The organism is Nostoc sp. (assembly GCF_036919555.1).
Lineage (GTDB): Bacteria > Cyanobacteriota > Cyanobacteriia > Cyanobacteriales > Nostocaceae > Nostoc.
Map to the genome: position 1 here is coordinate 149,449 of NZ_JBALCS010000006.1, position 15,817 is coordinate 165,265.

A 15,817-nucleotide genomic window follows, 5' to 3' on the forward strand; every position below is an offset into this window, starting at 1 on the left:
AGCGCCTATACGTTTAAATTTCAACCCTCAATTCGCCACGATTTTACATAACGTTGTACTTACTTCATTTCCCAATACTTAATTTTCTTGGGCGTGAATTTTGAACTATACCTTTTCAACAAGAAGAGTGTTTAATCAATGACTCCACTTGTTTCAATCGTTGTTACCTGTTTTAATCAAGCTAGCTACTTAGAACGCTCAGTTAAAAGCGTACTATTGCAAACATTTACTGACATTGAATGTATTATGGTAGATGATGGCTCTACTGATAATACACAAGAAGTTGCTCAACAATTGATCAGTCTAGATTCAAGAGTTAGCTACTTCTATAAAGAAAATGGCGGAGTATCCTCAAGTCGGAATTTTGGCTTTAAACAGGCACAAGGTAAGTGGATTCAGTTTCTAGATGGAGATGATTGGATTCATGAAGATAAAATTCAATTTCAATTAGATCATTTAAGTTCCTTGTATGCTCAAGAGAATACTGTTTTTTATACAGATTATGAACGGGTATTTATAGACAGAGAACAGCAAATTATCAACAGGGAGGAAAATATAGTTGGTTCTTTATCAAGAGAACAATTGATTGAGCGATTACTCATCCCTGATTTCCTAGCTGATTCTCCATTTCCCTTACTTCAACAATGTCTATTGATGAGTAGAGATGTGCAGGAAAAAAAAATATTTGATGAGCGCCTAAAAGCTCTGCAAGATAGAGATTTTACAATAGACCTTTTAATTGCTAATGTTAATTTTGTCTACACACCGATGATCGGAGCATATTATACAAAACATCAGTCTAATAGAACTAATAACTGGTCTTATATGAAAGCTTATTACATTTTGTTATATGAGACAGTGTGCAATAAGCATCATGATTTAATCCCTTTATGCCAAGTAGGGATAGATTTTTTGCTTAAAGAAGCAATTAGAGAAAAAGAGCAAGATAATTTTGATCGGCTAATTAAAATATTTTACCCTCCTTTGTACTTATTAAATAAAAAAATCAAAGTTAATCATAGCTATTTACTCAAGCTAATTTATCAAGCTCGGCTAATTATTCCCAGCTTTGTATTATATGAAAGATACCGGGGTCCGCGATCGCAAAAAATCATCTCGATTTTTTCCCAGTTCATCAACTTGTTCAAAAAACCAAAAAGCACTTATGCCAATACTGAGTAAAGCAACTAATATATGAAAGGAAAAGTTTCGTTAGTTGTGAGTGACTTGTCTGGAGGAGGCTCAGTTAGAGCGTTTTTACTAGCTCAAGTTCTAAAAAAAATCGACTATCAAGTTGAGATTGTCGGATTTTTATTTGGTAAAGAATTATATGCTATTCCTCCAGTAGGGATATCAGTAGTTGCTATTGATGGTAAAAACTATCCTGAGTTTTTTACTTCAGCTAAAAAACTTTGGCAAAAACTAGATGGCGACATTATTTATGCAGTCAAACCTAAACCGACAAGTTTTGGTGTCTCTCTACTGCATAAATTAGCTAGTCCTCGTCCTTTGCTTTTAGATATGGATGACTGGGAACTTAGCTGGCATGGAGGTTTTGAATGGAAGTATCGCCCCAGTCTTAAGCAATTTGCCAGGGACATTTTAAAAAAAAATGGTGCATTAAGATTTCCCGATCATCCACTTTATCTCCAGTGGATGGAAAGTTTAGTATCTCGTGCCAATGGAATTACGATAGATACTCAGTTTCTTCAAGACCGCTTTGGGGGTGTCTATTTGCCTAATGGCAAAGATACCGCCATGTTTGACCCTGAGAAATATAACCCAGAAGTCAGCAGAGAGCGTTATGGTTTGACAAAGTATCGAGTTCTCATGTTTCCTGGTGCGCCAAGACCTCACAAGGGAGTTGAAGATGTCTTAATAGCGTTAGATCAGTTGAATCAGCAAGATTTAAAATTGGTAATTGTCGGAGGCAATCCTTATGATGATTATGATCAGCAACTGATTCAAAAATGGGGACGCTGGATTATCAAGTTGCCAAAATGTCCTGTAGAGGTTATGCCTGAGGTTGTAGCAGCTGCTCATGTTGTAGTTGTTCCCCAGCGAGATAGCGTAATTGCTCGTGCCCAATTCCCTCTGAAGTTAACAGATGGCATGGCAATGGCTAAACCTGTGTTATCCACACGAGTGGGAGATATTCCCGAAATTTTAGCAGAAACTGGTTATTTAGTTGATCCTAGTTGTCCCCAACAAATTGCTGCACAAATTCAACTGATATTTGCCGATGTAGAACAAGCAAAAGAGCGAGGTAGAAAAGCTAGAGAAAGATGTTTAGAAAAGTACAGCTTAGAAGCTATGGCATCTACCTTATCTGAGTTAATTTCGCGTTTGTGAGGATAGTGCATGGTTATAAATCTATGATTAATCTAGATTTAACTCAATTGAAAATATCGTAACACTGGATTGATAGAAGTTGTATGGATAAGATTTTTTATTGTCGCGATCAAATTATAAATTTATAATCTAAATCCCCAATGTCTAACAACAAACTACTAGTAAAATTTGCTAAACCTTATCCAGCTAGGATATTTTTTACAATCTTGTTCGGATTTTCTAGCGCTTTATTTAACGGTGTGGGTACGACACTGATTGTGCCAGTAATTCTTCAAATAGTGGGTCAACCTGTGGATTTAACAGGTGCGCCGCCAATTATTAAAGCTATTGTGTCTCCCTTTGATAAGGTTCCCGAAAGTTACCGCCTAGCGGTGATGGCTGGCTCAATTATATTTACAATTGTTTTAAAGAATTTAGCTGGCTATATCGGTAGTTTGGTGTCGAGTTCTTTAACGCGGACATTGACATCAGATATGCGAGAAGCAGGATTGAAGTTATTACTAGATATTGACATAGATTATTACAGCAAAATGAAAGTTGGTGATTTAATCAACAGCCTTGGGGGAGAAATTGCTCGTGCTGCTAGTGCTATAGGCAGTGTCATTAAGTTAATCATACTGGCAATTACGATTTTAGTTTTTGTGGCTTTGTTACTATCAATTTCTTGGCAGTTGACCATTGCTACTACAATGTTGCTAACTTTGGTGACGTTCGTAAATCAGTATGCAATTTACCGCTCAAGAGATTTTGGTACCCAGTTTTCGGAAATGTCTAAAGCCTATTCGATTTCTGTGTTAGAAATGCTAAATGGAATTCGCCTAGTAAAGGCAACGGGAAATGAAGACAGAGAATATAAACGGATTGAAAAGCTAATTCGTGACCGAGAAAAAGCAGATTTTCAGTCCCAGGTAAATTCTGAGGCTATTACACCAGTTAGCGAGGTGACGGGCATTATAGCCTTAATAGTGATTGTCTTTTTGGGTCGCAGCTTATTTGCCGACCAGATTAGTTCAGTCTCAGCCGTTTTGATTACATATTTATTGTTGCTATTGCGACTGCTACCCTTTATTTCTCAGTTAAATACTCTTCGGAGTAGCTTTGCTAATACTGCTTCTAGCGTGGATATTGTCGCTGATTTTTTACGACAAGATAACAAGCCGTTCATGAGCAGCGGGATGATTCCTTATGAGAAATTAAGAGAGGGAGTGCATTTTAAGCATCTGTGTTTTTCCTACCCTAATCATCAAAATATAGTACTTCAAGACGTAGATTTATATTTACCACGCGGTACTACTCTGGCTTTGGTGGGTAGTTCTGGTGCTGGTAAATCAACAATGGCAGACCTCTTACCGAGATTTTATGACCCCACATCTGGCTGTATTACCCTAGACGGAATAGATTTGCGAGATTTCGATTTGAAATCGGTGCGGAAGGCGATGGGAATTGTCAGTCAAGATACGTTTCTCTTTAATGATTCGGTGCGGAACAATATTGCTTATGGACGACCAGAGGCTAGTGATGATGAAATTCTCACAGCCGCAAAGCGAGCAAACGCCTATGAGTTTATTAGCAAATTACCCCAAGGATTTGATACGCAGGTTGGCGATCGCGGCGTGATGTTATCTGGTGGACAAAGGCAAAGATTAGCGATCGCTCGCGCCCTGCTGCAAAATCCCGAAATTCTGATTTTAGATGAAGCTACCAGCGCTTTAGATACCGTTTCCGAACGCTTAGTACAAGCTGCACTTGATAACCTAAGTCGCGATCGCACCACCCTAGTAATCGCTCACCGCCTTTCCACAGTCCAAAAAGCCGATCAAATCGCCGTCTTAGACCAAGGAAGTGTAGTAGAAATCGGCACCCATGAAGAACTTTTACAAAAAGGTAGTTACTACTCACGCCTCTACTCAATGCAATTTACTGATCAGCCGGAAATTTCCACCAGAACTAATCTCAGCTTTAACCAAATTTCTCACGAACTACGGACAAGGCTTAACTCAATGATTGGTTTCCTCGGACTATTAGTTGATGATCTGGTAGACAATTCCGAAGAGCGGCAGGAATTAATTGAAGAATCATACAATTCAGCCTTAAAAGTTCTCAACGCCATTGATGTCTTCGGCGATGTGGTTAACCTGAAAATTAACCAGCAGTTTTCGTCAGATATAGACCAAAATCAAAATGGAAATAACCAGTATCAAAACTTTAGTTATATCTCGAATGAGTTTCACGCACGTCTCTATCCCCTCCTTATTTCTCTACACTTGCTAGTCGATAAATTAGAATCTGAACCCCAAAAACAAAATCGATTAATTGTAGAGTCTTATCACTCTGCTATTTACCTACTAGATACATTAAAGCTTTTTGAGAATAGAGTTTAATTTTAGTTAATACAATCAATTAACAAAAGTATTTTTACCACAATCTTGAAAAACCTCTCATCCAAAACAATGATAAATTATTCAAAAAAAAATCAATATATTTTTTACACCGGAGAGCCATCACTCCAACCGGACACAGCACACGAAATTCATGATGTTCTTTGTGCCAATGCAGCAGCTAACTTAGGCTATTCCTCAGTTTTAATCTATCCAGATAAAAAACATTCTGTTAATCTACTATCGTTAATTTATCCTGATCAACCGAAAAGACCCGGCAGAGAATTTATAGAATTTTACGATGTTCAAGAAAAGCTCAAAATTGCCCCATTGCCAATGCCTTGGCCTATTGATAAAATAGGTGGTAAATTTACTAACTCCAGTACAGTAGTAACCAAATATTATTTACCGATTCATATCCGCCCTAATGCTAAAGTTGTCCACACGCGGGATTGGAACTTTGTCAAAGCCGCAGTCCAAAATAAAATTCCTACTATCTATGAACGTCACTACTTTCAAGATCAAAAATTTGAGCCGGAAATTGTCCACAGTCCCTATTTTAAAATAGCCATAACTCAATCGGAACCCATCCGCCAAAGTCTAATAGAATATGGAATGCCACCGGAAAAAGTCGTTTGGCTACATAACGGATTCAATCAATCATTTTCAGTCAGACAGCCACAAGAAGCCGAAACATGGCGTCAAGAATTGCTCAGAAATGGACATAAATATTTAGTTATCTATTCAGGCGCTTTGTATCCTTTCAAAGGAGTTGATCTCTTAATTGATTCTGCTAAAGAATTGCCAGAAATTCAGTTTGTCATCACAGGAGGTACAGAAGCACAAGTAGAAGCATACCAACAACTAGCTAGAAATAAAAATGTAGAAAACGTTAAATTCTTAGGCTGGATACTTCCACGGGAACGATTAGTCAGCTTGTTTCAAGCAGCTGATATTTTGGTTCATCCTCACTGCGCTGGAAAATCAGCAGATTTCACGAATCCAGTTAAATTTTTTCAGTACATGGCTGCTGGCACTCCTATAGTTGCAACTGAGATTCCACCTTTAATGGAATTCAAGACATCACCTTTAATTGCCAGTTGGTGTACACCAGATAACCCGCATAAACTTGCCCAATCTATTCAACATACTTTAGAAGCCTATCCCAGAAAAATAGAGGGTTATGCAGCTAGTATAGATTTTGCCCAACAATTTTCTTGGGAGAATAGAATTACCAAAATATTAAGCTATGTAGAAGAAGATCAGCGTCCGCCAATTCTGGGGTAACGGTGCAAAAATTAATAGAAAACTAACTACGAATAAATACGATTTATGACTATCAAAACTGTTGGCATGATTAGCAGCTATTCAGGTCTTGCTAAAACCAGAGATTGGTTATGGCAACAAACCCCGCACTCCTTTGGTGTTTGGGATAACATCCAAATGTTGAAAATAGCGGAAAAGCCAGACTTTATGTTGCTATATCAGTTTGATTTTCCCCAACCATCCTCACAACGATCTTGGTTAGATATTGTTCGTAAACGACAACAAGAACCAGAAATAAATATAGAATCTCTATTATCTGGTGTACCGAAAGAGCGGATTATTTATTTTCTCCGCGAACCGCCCTTAAATGAGATTGTAGAAATAAATAAGCGGAATTATCAGGAAGCTCAAAAGTATTGTGGCCATGTTTCCGGCCCCGATGACTTTGCGCCCAATCCCGATTATATGCCTGCTATTTGGTATCATGCCAAATCATTTGAGGATTTAAATGAAATGCCAATACCGCAAAAGATTGCTCCATGTAGTTGGATTACTTCGGGAATTAACCGAACAGCTAACCATCGCCAGCGCTTAGACTTTTTGAAATCATTGCAAGCCAGCGATACTAAGTTTGATTTGTATGGGCGAGACTTACCTGCATGGTCGCCAACAAAAGGAGAACTTGGCCACAAATGGCATGGAATGGCGCCATACTACTACAATCTGGCAATTGAAAACTATGCAGAAAATAGTTGGTATGTGAGTGAAAAATTGTGGGATTCTTTGCTGGCCTGGTGTCTGCCAATTTATTATGGTGGATCAGCTGCTGATAAATTATTACCACCGGGTAGTTTTTTAAGATTGCCAAGTTTAGATGAAAAAGGCATTGCTTACATCCAAGAAGTGACAGCTACACCTGATGCTTGGTATGCTGCTAAAGATGCGATCGCAGAAGCACGTCAAATCATTTTACGCAAATTAAACCTGCTTAACTGGTTGTCAAACTTTGTTGCTCAACACTCATAAATTATGAATGGTATTTGTACCCTTGGCAATGATTATGTCTTCGATCAACTGGTGGCTTTGCTCAACAGTATTGATCTTATCTTGGGTTCAGAAACTCCTGTTTGTATCTATCCTTTCGATGATCAGACACAGCGAATTGCTGATGAAATAGCTAAACGCCCTAATGTATTTCTTTACGATAATCAAGAATCAATCAACCTCTGGGATAAATTTATGCTGACAGCAGCACCAGAACGATTGAATCGCAGTAAATTCCGTTTGTATGGCGCTCACCGTCGTTTTTGCGCTTTTGATGGGCCATTCGATAAGTTTATCTATTTAGATGCAGACACTTTGGTGATGAACTCACTAGCCACAGTGTTTGAAAAGCTAGATAGTTATGATTTTGTTGTCTACGATTTCCAATTTAAGGATGTTAGTAAAATATATAATACTAATTGTCCTAAATTACTAGAACTTTTTGAGCAAAAACGTATTGATTCAGAAATATTTTGCTCAGGCTTCTATGGCGCAAAACGGGGAATATTTAACTTAGAACAAAGAGATTGGCTGATATCGCATTTACAAAATGGTGAAGCAGAAATTTTGTATAGCGGTGCTGGTGAACAACCACTGATTAACTATATGGTAATGAGGTCTAATCTTTCTATTTATAACTTTGCTCTCCAACTGCCAGATAATGAAACAACAGGATGTTCTGCGACATCTAAGCATTTCGAGGAACGAGAACATCTTCTTTATGATAAAGGTAATCGACTAACTTATCTCCATTACATTGGGATTGCTCCTAATATCAATCAAGCAGTCTGTGCTGGAGAAAATATTGAGTTTCCCTATCGAGATTTATTTCTCTATTATCGTTACTTACATGAACCAGAGAAGCGTCCAGTCTTGAAAAATCCTCCTAAGAATTATAATGACGCTCCAATACCAAATTTACTTACAAGAGCTTTGCGAAAACTTAAGTTAATTAACCAAGGATAATTTATGAGTAAGGGCATTTATATAGTTGCCAATGACCGCGTTATTGATAATGCGATCGCTTTACTCAATAGCATTCGTTACTATGACCCAGAAGTAACCATTTATCTCATACCTTTTAATGAAAATTATCAGAAGGTAACCGAACAGCTTGCTACTTTACACAAAGTCCAAATTTTCCCAGATTTGGAGCTGATTGATAAATTTACCAAACGCATCGGTGAAATTTTTGATCGAGATTTCCTCGCTTTACCTAACAAAATGCGTAAACTGGTAGCGTGGTTTGGCCCTTTAGATGAGTTTATTTATATTGATACTGATATTGTCGTTTTTGAAAAAATCGCCGACAATTTAGACAAACTTTCAGAAGTTGATTTCTTCTGTTGTGATTACCATCACGCTAATGATAAACTACGAAATATCTTTTCCCCATTTGTGAAAGAGCAGCAAATTTTTTCAGATGCCCAACTTCAAGATGTTTTCAACAGTGGCTTTTGGGCTTCGAGAAAAGGAGTTATTACCGAACAACAAATGGATGAAGCTTTGCGTGAGTGTGCAGCACATCGAGAATATTTTGATTTTTCGGAAGGAGTTACAGACCAACCCATTCTGAATTATCTTGTTCTCAAACTAATTTCCAAACGTAGAAATCTCGTCAAAATTCCTGGGGGAGGGCCTGGTAGTTGGGCTGGTTCGCAAAATTTCCAACAGCAAGAATACGCCCTCTATGACCGAGGACAACGACTAAAATATCTCCACTGGGCTGGTACACGGATGAAAAGTGGTTGTCCCTATTGGCAATTGTGGGAACACTATCGCTATCTCCATCAGGGTAAATTCGCTTTCATCCCCAAACTGACTCGCCGTTTATTTCCCTTTGTTGCTGCTCGTACTTAATATTAGGAGTATCCCCATGACCGATGGCATTTATATCTTAGCGAATGATGTTGTCTATGACCAACTAGTCGCGTTACTCAATAGTATAGAAGCTAATGCTGGTAGAAAAATTCCTATTTGTATAATTCCATATAATGAGCAGCTAGACAAAGTAAAGGTAGAGATTGCATCTAGAGATAATGTTACTTTATTTGAAGATTCTGATTCCATAGCCTACTGGGAGGACTTTGGCTCTCGTATCTGGAAAGCTCACCCAAGAGCTTTAAAGCTGTGGAAGGAATATGGTTTGCCAGATAATTATCGCATAGAAAGGCATCGAAAACTCTGCTGTTTAGATGGGCCATTTGATAAGTTTATCTTCTTTGACGGAGATACGCTGTTGATGAAACCACTTGATGATGTTTATCAAAAGTTGGATGAATATGATTGGATTACGAATGACTTTCAATATAAATCCGATTTGAATTATATTTTCAACTGGTCAAAAGATAAGCTAAAAGAGATTTTTCCTATAGAAAATATCAGTACTCACGTTTTTTGTTCTGGTTGGTTTGCTTCTAAAAAGGGTGTTTTTGACGATGCTAATTTAGCCAATCTACTAGAAAACTTAGAAGCAGGTGAAGCTGATGCGCTGGCATGGGCAGATTCAGATCAAACAGTTCTCAACTATTTGGTTTTACGTAGTGGAATTTCTTACTACAATTACGCCCATCATGATACAGCAACTGGTTGCCATTGGGCTTCTAAATTTGATGTGGTAGATAATATTTTATACGACCAAGGACGGCGGCTGACATATCTACACTATATGAGTATAAGTTCATCAAACTTTACTCAAATTTGCGCTGGTGAAGATGTTAATATTCCATATCGAGATGTGTTTTTGCATTATAGGTATTTAAAGTCGCCAGAACAAAGGCCCAAAAGCTTTAAGCGTCAGAGTCCTCTAATGCGTCTGCAAAAGACTACTACAAGTTTTTTCAATCAAAAAATTAACAATATTAAGCTCAATTATCGTAATTTAAAATATAGAATTACTAAATAATTAAGCAAAATGAGAATTAAAAGTTGTTTAAGTTGTAGCTGATCTATTGCCCAATTATCGGTAATAAAAATTAAAGTCTTTCAAAGTTTTAATTCTTAAACGCAGTAAATTATATAAATACTTAATAATTTTATTGATTTTAAGTATAATTCTCTCCCCAATAAAGCGTTTGGGGTATTCTAGCTTTGCTTGTTGCTCAAAGTATATTGCCATGTCCTCCATTTTCGACTCTCCCTTTTTGATTCTGACGAATTCGATTCTATTCTTAAAGAAAGAGATACCCTCCATTGCACTCCATCTAACAGGTAAACCTGCTTTAGCAGCTGCTAAACCTATTGCATTTCCTTCGGAGTCATACAGTCCATTTAACTCACAATAAGATGCGAGAATTTCCCACTGTTTAAGAAATTCTATTTCCTTTCCAGAGTCTTTTGTAACTGCAAATAAATATTCGTAAACAAAGTTAATATCTTCATTTTCTAGTTCTAGATTAAACTTTGAAGCAGCCTTTTTAGCCACTTTAAACTCTTTCAAAAGTTTGGCGTCAAGATTGCCAGCTAGAACCTTAGCATACTTTTTAGGCATATTTTCACAACCCCTTGCCGTTATTCCTGGCATTGAAATCCATTGCGGATATTGTGGAACTGGCGCTAATATTCGCATATCTGCATCAATGAATATGCATGAATTAAATAGAGATAAACCCTTAGCTATTGCAAATCTTTTGTCATGGTAAAACTTAATACTTTGTTGTCTATGCTTAAATGCTAAAACGTTAGGCTGTTGGCTAAAGTCGCTAGGACAATCAGTTAAAATAATAAAAGAAGTGTTAGGCGAATATTTTTCGATATCTTTTGCTAATAACAATGCAAGATCACGATAGTTTTTACCACATGCTAAAGTACAAAAACAAAATCCTTTTTTGTCTTGAGTCATAGGTTTTTACACTCCTTATAAGTAAATAAAATTATAAACAAAGTCGAGTACATTTTGAGTCATAGTTGCTATCCCTTTAGCAGAGATGCTGCGGATGCAACTTTCAGTATTTGTACGTAATTTTAACGCAATTAAATCTTAAAGTTATGAAGTTTCAGTAAAGAATAAGTATTCACCACTAGCTAATGATCTCATTTTTAGTAGAACATCATTGCTAGCGGTGATCATTTACGGTGATTTGGTGAGGCATCCTATATCTAAGAAAAAGAATCTAAATCTAAAGATTGCATACCTTCGCGTTCTATAAAGGTCATCATACTTCCCAGTTGCAACCAAACTAGCAAACAAGTCAGCAGACTAATTGGTAGACCGACTCCTAAAGCTAAAGAAGAGGGAAACCCAAATATTTCTAAGCCTGAAGACAGAAATAGAGAAGTACCGCCAGTTATGCCGATAAATGGCACAAGTAATTGTTTCAGTGAGGAACGTGGTTTAGTATTTTCTGTGCGTACACCGGAGGGGTTGCCGTAGGCATCGCTTGGCTATTCGCTTTATCTGTCTCTCCATCTGAAGCCATCAGAAGAATGTTTGCGCGGGTGATGGTTCTTGCTTTGTGCTTACCTTTTTTAATTAGTGTTTGCAACTGAGAAACTTCATTCTCATTTAAGTGCACAATGTACTTTTTTACCATGCTACTCCCTGGTTTTTCAGTAGCTTATCAAGAACAGGGGCTACCCAGCAAAGTTGTCTTGACAGACTACTAGCCGCTCAATAGTCAAAGCAGGTGTTAAACCGCGTCTACCTTGAAAACCATAGTTTTTTTTGTGATTAGGTAAAGCTCATAACTCCAGCTACGACCGAATCGTAGCATTCTGCTGAAAAACTACGGGTTTCAAAATGGACAGGGTTTAAATGGGGATAAGTAAAATTTACCATTTTTCCCTATTCACCCAACAACGCCACTCAACTCTATAGCTACTTGACTAGAATTGCAATAATTAATCTGTTAAATATTTTTTTAAGATGCTATTATTTCTTTTATTCTACGAACAGTACTCAAAAGAAATTCTTCATATCTATTAACAGATTTAAGCTTTTCATGAACTGTGTTGTAAGTCTTAATACATAGATTCATGCGAGTGAGGAATTCTTGCTCAGTCATAGCATCGACGTAATCAAAGAGATCCTTTGGACTGGGAAACTCACTATAATCTATAAAACTATTTTTCGGAAAATCTTCATATATTTTATTTCTCTGCCCAAAATAAATTGGCAGACAATAGCACCGAATACTATCCCAAATTTTTTCTGTGCAGTAATAATTAAAGTTTGTATTTTCAAAGCATAGATTAAAGTTATATGGTTTTAAAATCTCAACTTTTCTGGATATATAGTCTCCTTTTCTTGAACTTTCTAAGGATATATTATCAGGCCAGCCTGGTCCATAAATATCTACCTTTCCTAGCTGATATCCTGCCAATGCTATCTGGGTTCTAATATACAATAGATCCAACTCCTTATCTGCTCTTTTTAGACTTGTAGTTTTCTGATTATTTCTATATCCTGCAACTATGACAATTTTGCGATTGTCTAATCCAGTAAAATTAAATTTATCTAGTGGCTTTAAGGATTCTTTCCAATATTCTCTATAAAAATCATCAAAAAATGGAAGAGTGAAATTATTTATAAATATGTCACCTGTATAAATGTTCATGATGTGGGCATTGCCCATTAAGAAAAATCCTCGATCTATTTTTTTGAATGTAACATCAAATCTAGGTTCACTTGTCCAAACGAGATACTTTTTCTTTTTTCTATAAGCTATTCTTAAAGGTCTGAGAACACGCAGATTAGAAGCTAATATGATGTCGGCTAAACCTATATCTTCTGTCATTTCAATCCCTTGATTTTTAAGAAATTCTAATTCATCTTTTAAAACAAAGGGAGTATATTGCATTGGTAGAACTTTAAATATTTTAATTGTCACTTCAAACTCCTGAAAAATTTTATGGTAAACCCGCTTAAAACTCTTGCTCCGTATTAATTACAGGGTTTTTCGTTAGCCCCTCCGATTTATACAGCAGATTGCAACTTAGTTTCAAAAAAAATAGATGTACAATTTTTAGCACTTTTCGGATGTGGTGCAGGTTTTATTTTTTAAATAAAATTTGACTGAAACTAACATCAAAAATGCGTTTAGAGACAGCAAAATTATGCAGATTGTTCCGATTTAAATCAAACACTATATTTACATATATAATGCGGGTACTGACTACTGTAATAATACCTATTTTTATCCGATTACTAAATCCCATCCAAGCCCTAACAGATGTGAAGAAGTGATTAATGGCATCTCTACAAAGCCTTGACAAATCTTCATACCAGAAGTACAAATGCTCACCATCGCTGGTGAGCATTTAGGTTGATTTGTATATTAGTAAAGTGTCCTAGATATCAATACAGTTCAGTTAATCAGAATTTAACCGTATTGTTTTAAATCTAAGAAAAAGAATCTAAATCTAAAGATTGCATACCTTCGCGTTCTATAAAGGTCATCATACTTCCCAGCTGCAACCACACTAACAAACAAGTCAGCAGACTAATTGGTAGACCGACTCCTAAAGCTAAAGAGGAGGGAAAGCCAAATATCTCTAAGCCTGAAGACAGAAATAGAGAAGTACCGCCAGTTATGCCGATAAATGGCACAAGTAATTGTTTCAGTGAGGAACGCGGTTTAGTATTTTCTGTGCGTACACCGGAGGGGTTGCCGTAGGCATCGCTTGGCCATTTCTGCACAATTACTTTCAAAGTACCAGATAATGCCAAACCAGAAGTTAATGCTGCTAGAAAGCCAACAAGTAACAGAAAATAAGGCGGTTGCACAGGAAAATAGTACATGAAAACTCCTGATTTATATTAAAGATTTTTTACTTTTTATTTGTTGAGTGGTTCCCAGCAAAAGAGCCAAGTGATGTAGCTTTTGGGAGGATAGCAGCTGCGCCTTCTCTGGATAAATCTGTTAAAATGCCGATCGCTATATTAAATAAACGATCCGGTTTTAAGTCATCTTTAACCAGGTTCCATAGGCGTTGGACATCTTCGGTGTGCAGGCGGTCATCTTCGGTGAGAGCAAGCACCATCTGTCGCCGCAGAAATTTCCCTTCTTGCGACATTAAATATTGCAACCCCATTTGGGCCGTGGGCAATACATCAAAGTTGCTATCGGTACGAGCGATCGCAATTAAATTCTCTAATCGCTGCCATTGGAATTTACCATTTTTAAACAACACATTCAATAATCGCCGCCGTAATTCCGGCGATTCCCCCGTCAGCAACCGTTGTGCTATATAGGGATAACCGACTTCGACAATTTTGAAATTCGGGTTGAGGCTAAGGGCAATACCTTCCTGAGTCACCAGGGAACGAATAATCAAAGCAAACTTCGCCGGGACTCGGAAAGGATATTCGTACATCAGTTCCGAGAACTCATCGGTAATAGTTTTAAAGTTAAAATCACCGACGTTTTTGCCTATAGCGTTTCCTAGCACCGCTTCTAATGCTGGTATAATCGGGCAAATATCCGTGTCTGGAGTCAGAAATCCCAATTTTACAAAATCTTCGGCTAAGTCGGTGTAGTCTTTATTCACTAAATGCACTAGCGCATCCACCAACGTTTCTTTGGTGGTTTCCTCCAACTGATCCATCATGCCGAAGTCAATGTAAGCCATACGACCATCGGGTATCGCAAACAAATTGCCGGGATGGGGGTCAGCATGGAAGAAACCATATTCTAAAAGCTGTTGCAATCCTGAAGTAACGCCAATTTCGATGATTGCCTCTGGGTCTAAACCTGCTTCGCGGATGCGTTTAGTATCTGTCAGCTTGAAACCATTAATCCATTCCAGGGTTAAAACGTGGGTATTGGTGTAACGCCAGTAAATCCCTGGAACTTTTACTTGCGGGTCGTTGCGGAAGTTGCTAGCAAATTTTTCGGCGTTGCGGCCTTCATTAATATAGTCAATTTCCTCAAATAACTTCGTGCCAAACTCGTCCACAATTAAAGTTAGGTTGTTACCAAGATTTAAAGGCAACCAAGGAGCTAGCCAACCTGCTCCCCAACGCATCAGATATAGGTCGCGTGTGATTACCGGGTGTAAGTTGGGGCGTTGGACTTTCACTGCGACTTCTTCGCCACTGACCAGACGACCCCGGTATACTTGACCCAAGCTAGCAGCAGCTACTGGGTTAGGTGAAAGTTCGCTAAAACTTTCATGAATTGGGCGGTCTAGTTCAGTTTCGATAATTTTATAAGCGATCGCATTATCGAAGGGTGGTAACTGGTCTTGTAACTTGATCAGTTCTTCTAAAAAATCTTTGCGTATCAGGTCTGGTCTGGTGGAGAGAGCTTGACCAACTTTAATAAATGTCGGGCCCAGGCCGGTGAGCAGTTCTCGCAACTGGATAGCTCGTTTACCCTTGTTCTGCTCAACTTGATCTTGCCATTCGTCCCACTTGAGCCTGAATATAAATCCGCCAAAAGAGGAGATAATTTTCAGAACTCGCCCCCAGGCTAGCCAGGGACGGTAACTATAGTAGCGAGCGATCGCATCTGGATTATAGAGTTGTAGCTGAGCAGGTTGATACTGACCCACGCCTTTTTTTGCCTCTTCAACTGAAAATTTTACAATGATTGTTTTCTCCTGACCCACAAGTTAGTTGAAAGTTCAGGATAGCGGTAGTCTTTTATCTAAAACAACTAGAACTTTATCCTTTGGGGGTACTGTTCGAGGCGGTTTTAGCCTATGTTACTGCCTAGATTTGTTTATCTTTTTCTTAATTATACTTTATAAAACTACAACTACTTATCTGAGTTTCAGATGATTTTATCTTTTCTTAACCATTGTTTATAAAAATATAAATATTTACCTATGTATGC

12 protein-coding genes and 1 pseudogene are annotated in these 15,817 nt (G+C 37.7%); 8 read left to right on the forward strand and 5 right to left on the reverse strand.

Annotated features, from left to right (window positions below; all coding sequences use genetic code 11):
- Window positions 1-138 precede the first annotated feature (138 nt).
- The 8 genes from V7K36_RS01775 to V7K36_RS01810 all read left to right on the forward strand — a co-directional run bounded on the left by V7K36_RS01775 (window position 139) and on the right by V7K36_RS01810 (window position 9,945).
- Window positions 139-1,182: a glycosyltransferase family 2 protein gene (locus tag V7K36_RS01775; RefSeq protein WP_335112684.1), complete on the forward strand. Its 1,044-nt coding sequence runs from the start codon at window positions 139-141 to the stop codon at window positions 1,180-1,182.
- Between the two features lie 12 nt (window positions 1,183-1,194).
- Complete coding sequence (locus V7K36_RS01780; protein ID WP_335112686.1) at window positions 1,195-2,352, forward strand: glycosyltransferase family 4 protein; 1,158 nt, start codon at window positions 1,195-1,197, stop codon at window positions 2,350-2,352.
- 140 nt (window positions 2,353-2,492) lie between these two features.
- Window positions 2,493-4,733: an ATP-binding cassette domain-containing protein gene (locus V7K36_RS01785; RefSeq protein ID WP_335112688.1), complete on the forward strand. Its 2,241-nt coding sequence runs from the start codon at window positions 2,493-2,495 to the stop codon at window positions 4,731-4,733.
- 69 nt (window positions 4,734-4,802) lie between these two features.
- Window positions 4,803-6,017 carry a glycosyltransferase family 4 protein gene (locus tag V7K36_RS01790; protein ID WP_335112690.1) on the forward strand — a complete coding sequence of 405 codons (1,215 nt, stop codon included), beginning with the start codon at window positions 4,803-4,805 and terminating at the stop codon, window positions 6,015-6,017.
- Window positions 6,018-6,062: 45 nt separating this feature from the next.
- Entirely contained in the window at window positions 6,063-7,022 is a 960-nt protein-coding gene (locus V7K36_RS01795) for a glycosyltransferase family 10 domain-containing protein (protein WP_335112692.1), read from the forward strand.
- A 3-nt stretch (window positions 7,023-7,025) separates the two neighbouring features.
- Window positions 7,026-8,006 carry an Npun_R2821/Npun_R2822 family protein gene (locus tag V7K36_RS01800; protein ID WP_335112694.1) on the forward strand — a complete coding sequence of 327 codons (981 nt, stop codon included), beginning with the start codon at window positions 7,026-7,028 and terminating at the stop codon, window positions 8,004-8,006.
- A 3-nt stretch (window positions 8,007-8,009) separates the two neighbouring features.
- A complete protein-coding gene (locus V7K36_RS01805; protein WP_335112696.1) occupies window positions 8,010-8,900 on the forward strand; it encodes an Npun_R2821/Npun_R2822 family protein in 891 nt (296 codons plus the stop codon).
- A 16-nt stretch (window positions 8,901-8,916) separates the two neighbouring features.
- Complete coding sequence (locus V7K36_RS01810) at window positions 8,917-9,945, forward strand: Npun_R2821/Npun_R2822 family protein (RefSeq protein WP_335112698.1); 1,029 nt, start codon at window positions 8,917-8,919, stop codon at window positions 9,943-9,945.
- 54 nt (window positions 9,946-9,999) lie between these two features.
- Here V7K36_RS01810 and V7K36_RS01815 read toward each other — a convergent pair whose 3' ends face one another.
- The 5 genes and pseudogenes from V7K36_RS01815 to V7K36_RS01835 all read right to left on the reverse strand — a co-directional run bounded on the left by V7K36_RS01815 (window position 10,000) and on the right by V7K36_RS01835 (window position 15,533).
- A complete protein-coding gene (locus tag V7K36_RS01815) occupies window positions 10,000-10,881 on the reverse strand; it encodes a hypothetical protein (RefSeq protein ID WP_335112700.1) in 882 nt (293 codons plus the stop codon).
- A gap of 257 nt (window positions 10,882-11,138) precedes the next feature.
- Window positions 11,139-11,384: pseudogene (locus tag V7K36_RS01820) on the reverse strand (hypothetical protein); the annotation flags it as partial.
- A gap of 515 nt (window positions 11,385-11,899) precedes the next feature.
- A complete protein-coding gene (locus V7K36_RS01825) occupies window positions 11,900-12,868 on the reverse strand; it encodes a glycosyltransferase family 10 domain-containing protein (RefSeq protein ID WP_335112702.1) in 969 nt (322 codons plus the stop codon).
- Between the two features lie 512 nt (window positions 12,869-13,380).
- Window positions 13,381-13,779: a hypothetical protein gene (locus V7K36_RS01830; protein ID WP_335112704.1), complete on the reverse strand. Its 399-nt coding sequence runs from the start codon at window positions 13,777-13,779 to the stop codon at window positions 13,381-13,383.
- Window positions 13,780-13,808: 29 nt separating this feature from the next.
- Window positions 13,809-15,533 carry an ABC1 kinase family protein gene (locus tag V7K36_RS01835; protein ID WP_335112706.1) on the reverse strand — a complete coding sequence of 575 codons (1,725 nt, stop codon included), beginning with the start codon at window positions 15,531-15,533 and terminating at the stop codon, window positions 13,809-13,811.
- Between the last annotated feature and the right edge of the window lie 284 nt (window positions 15,534-15,817).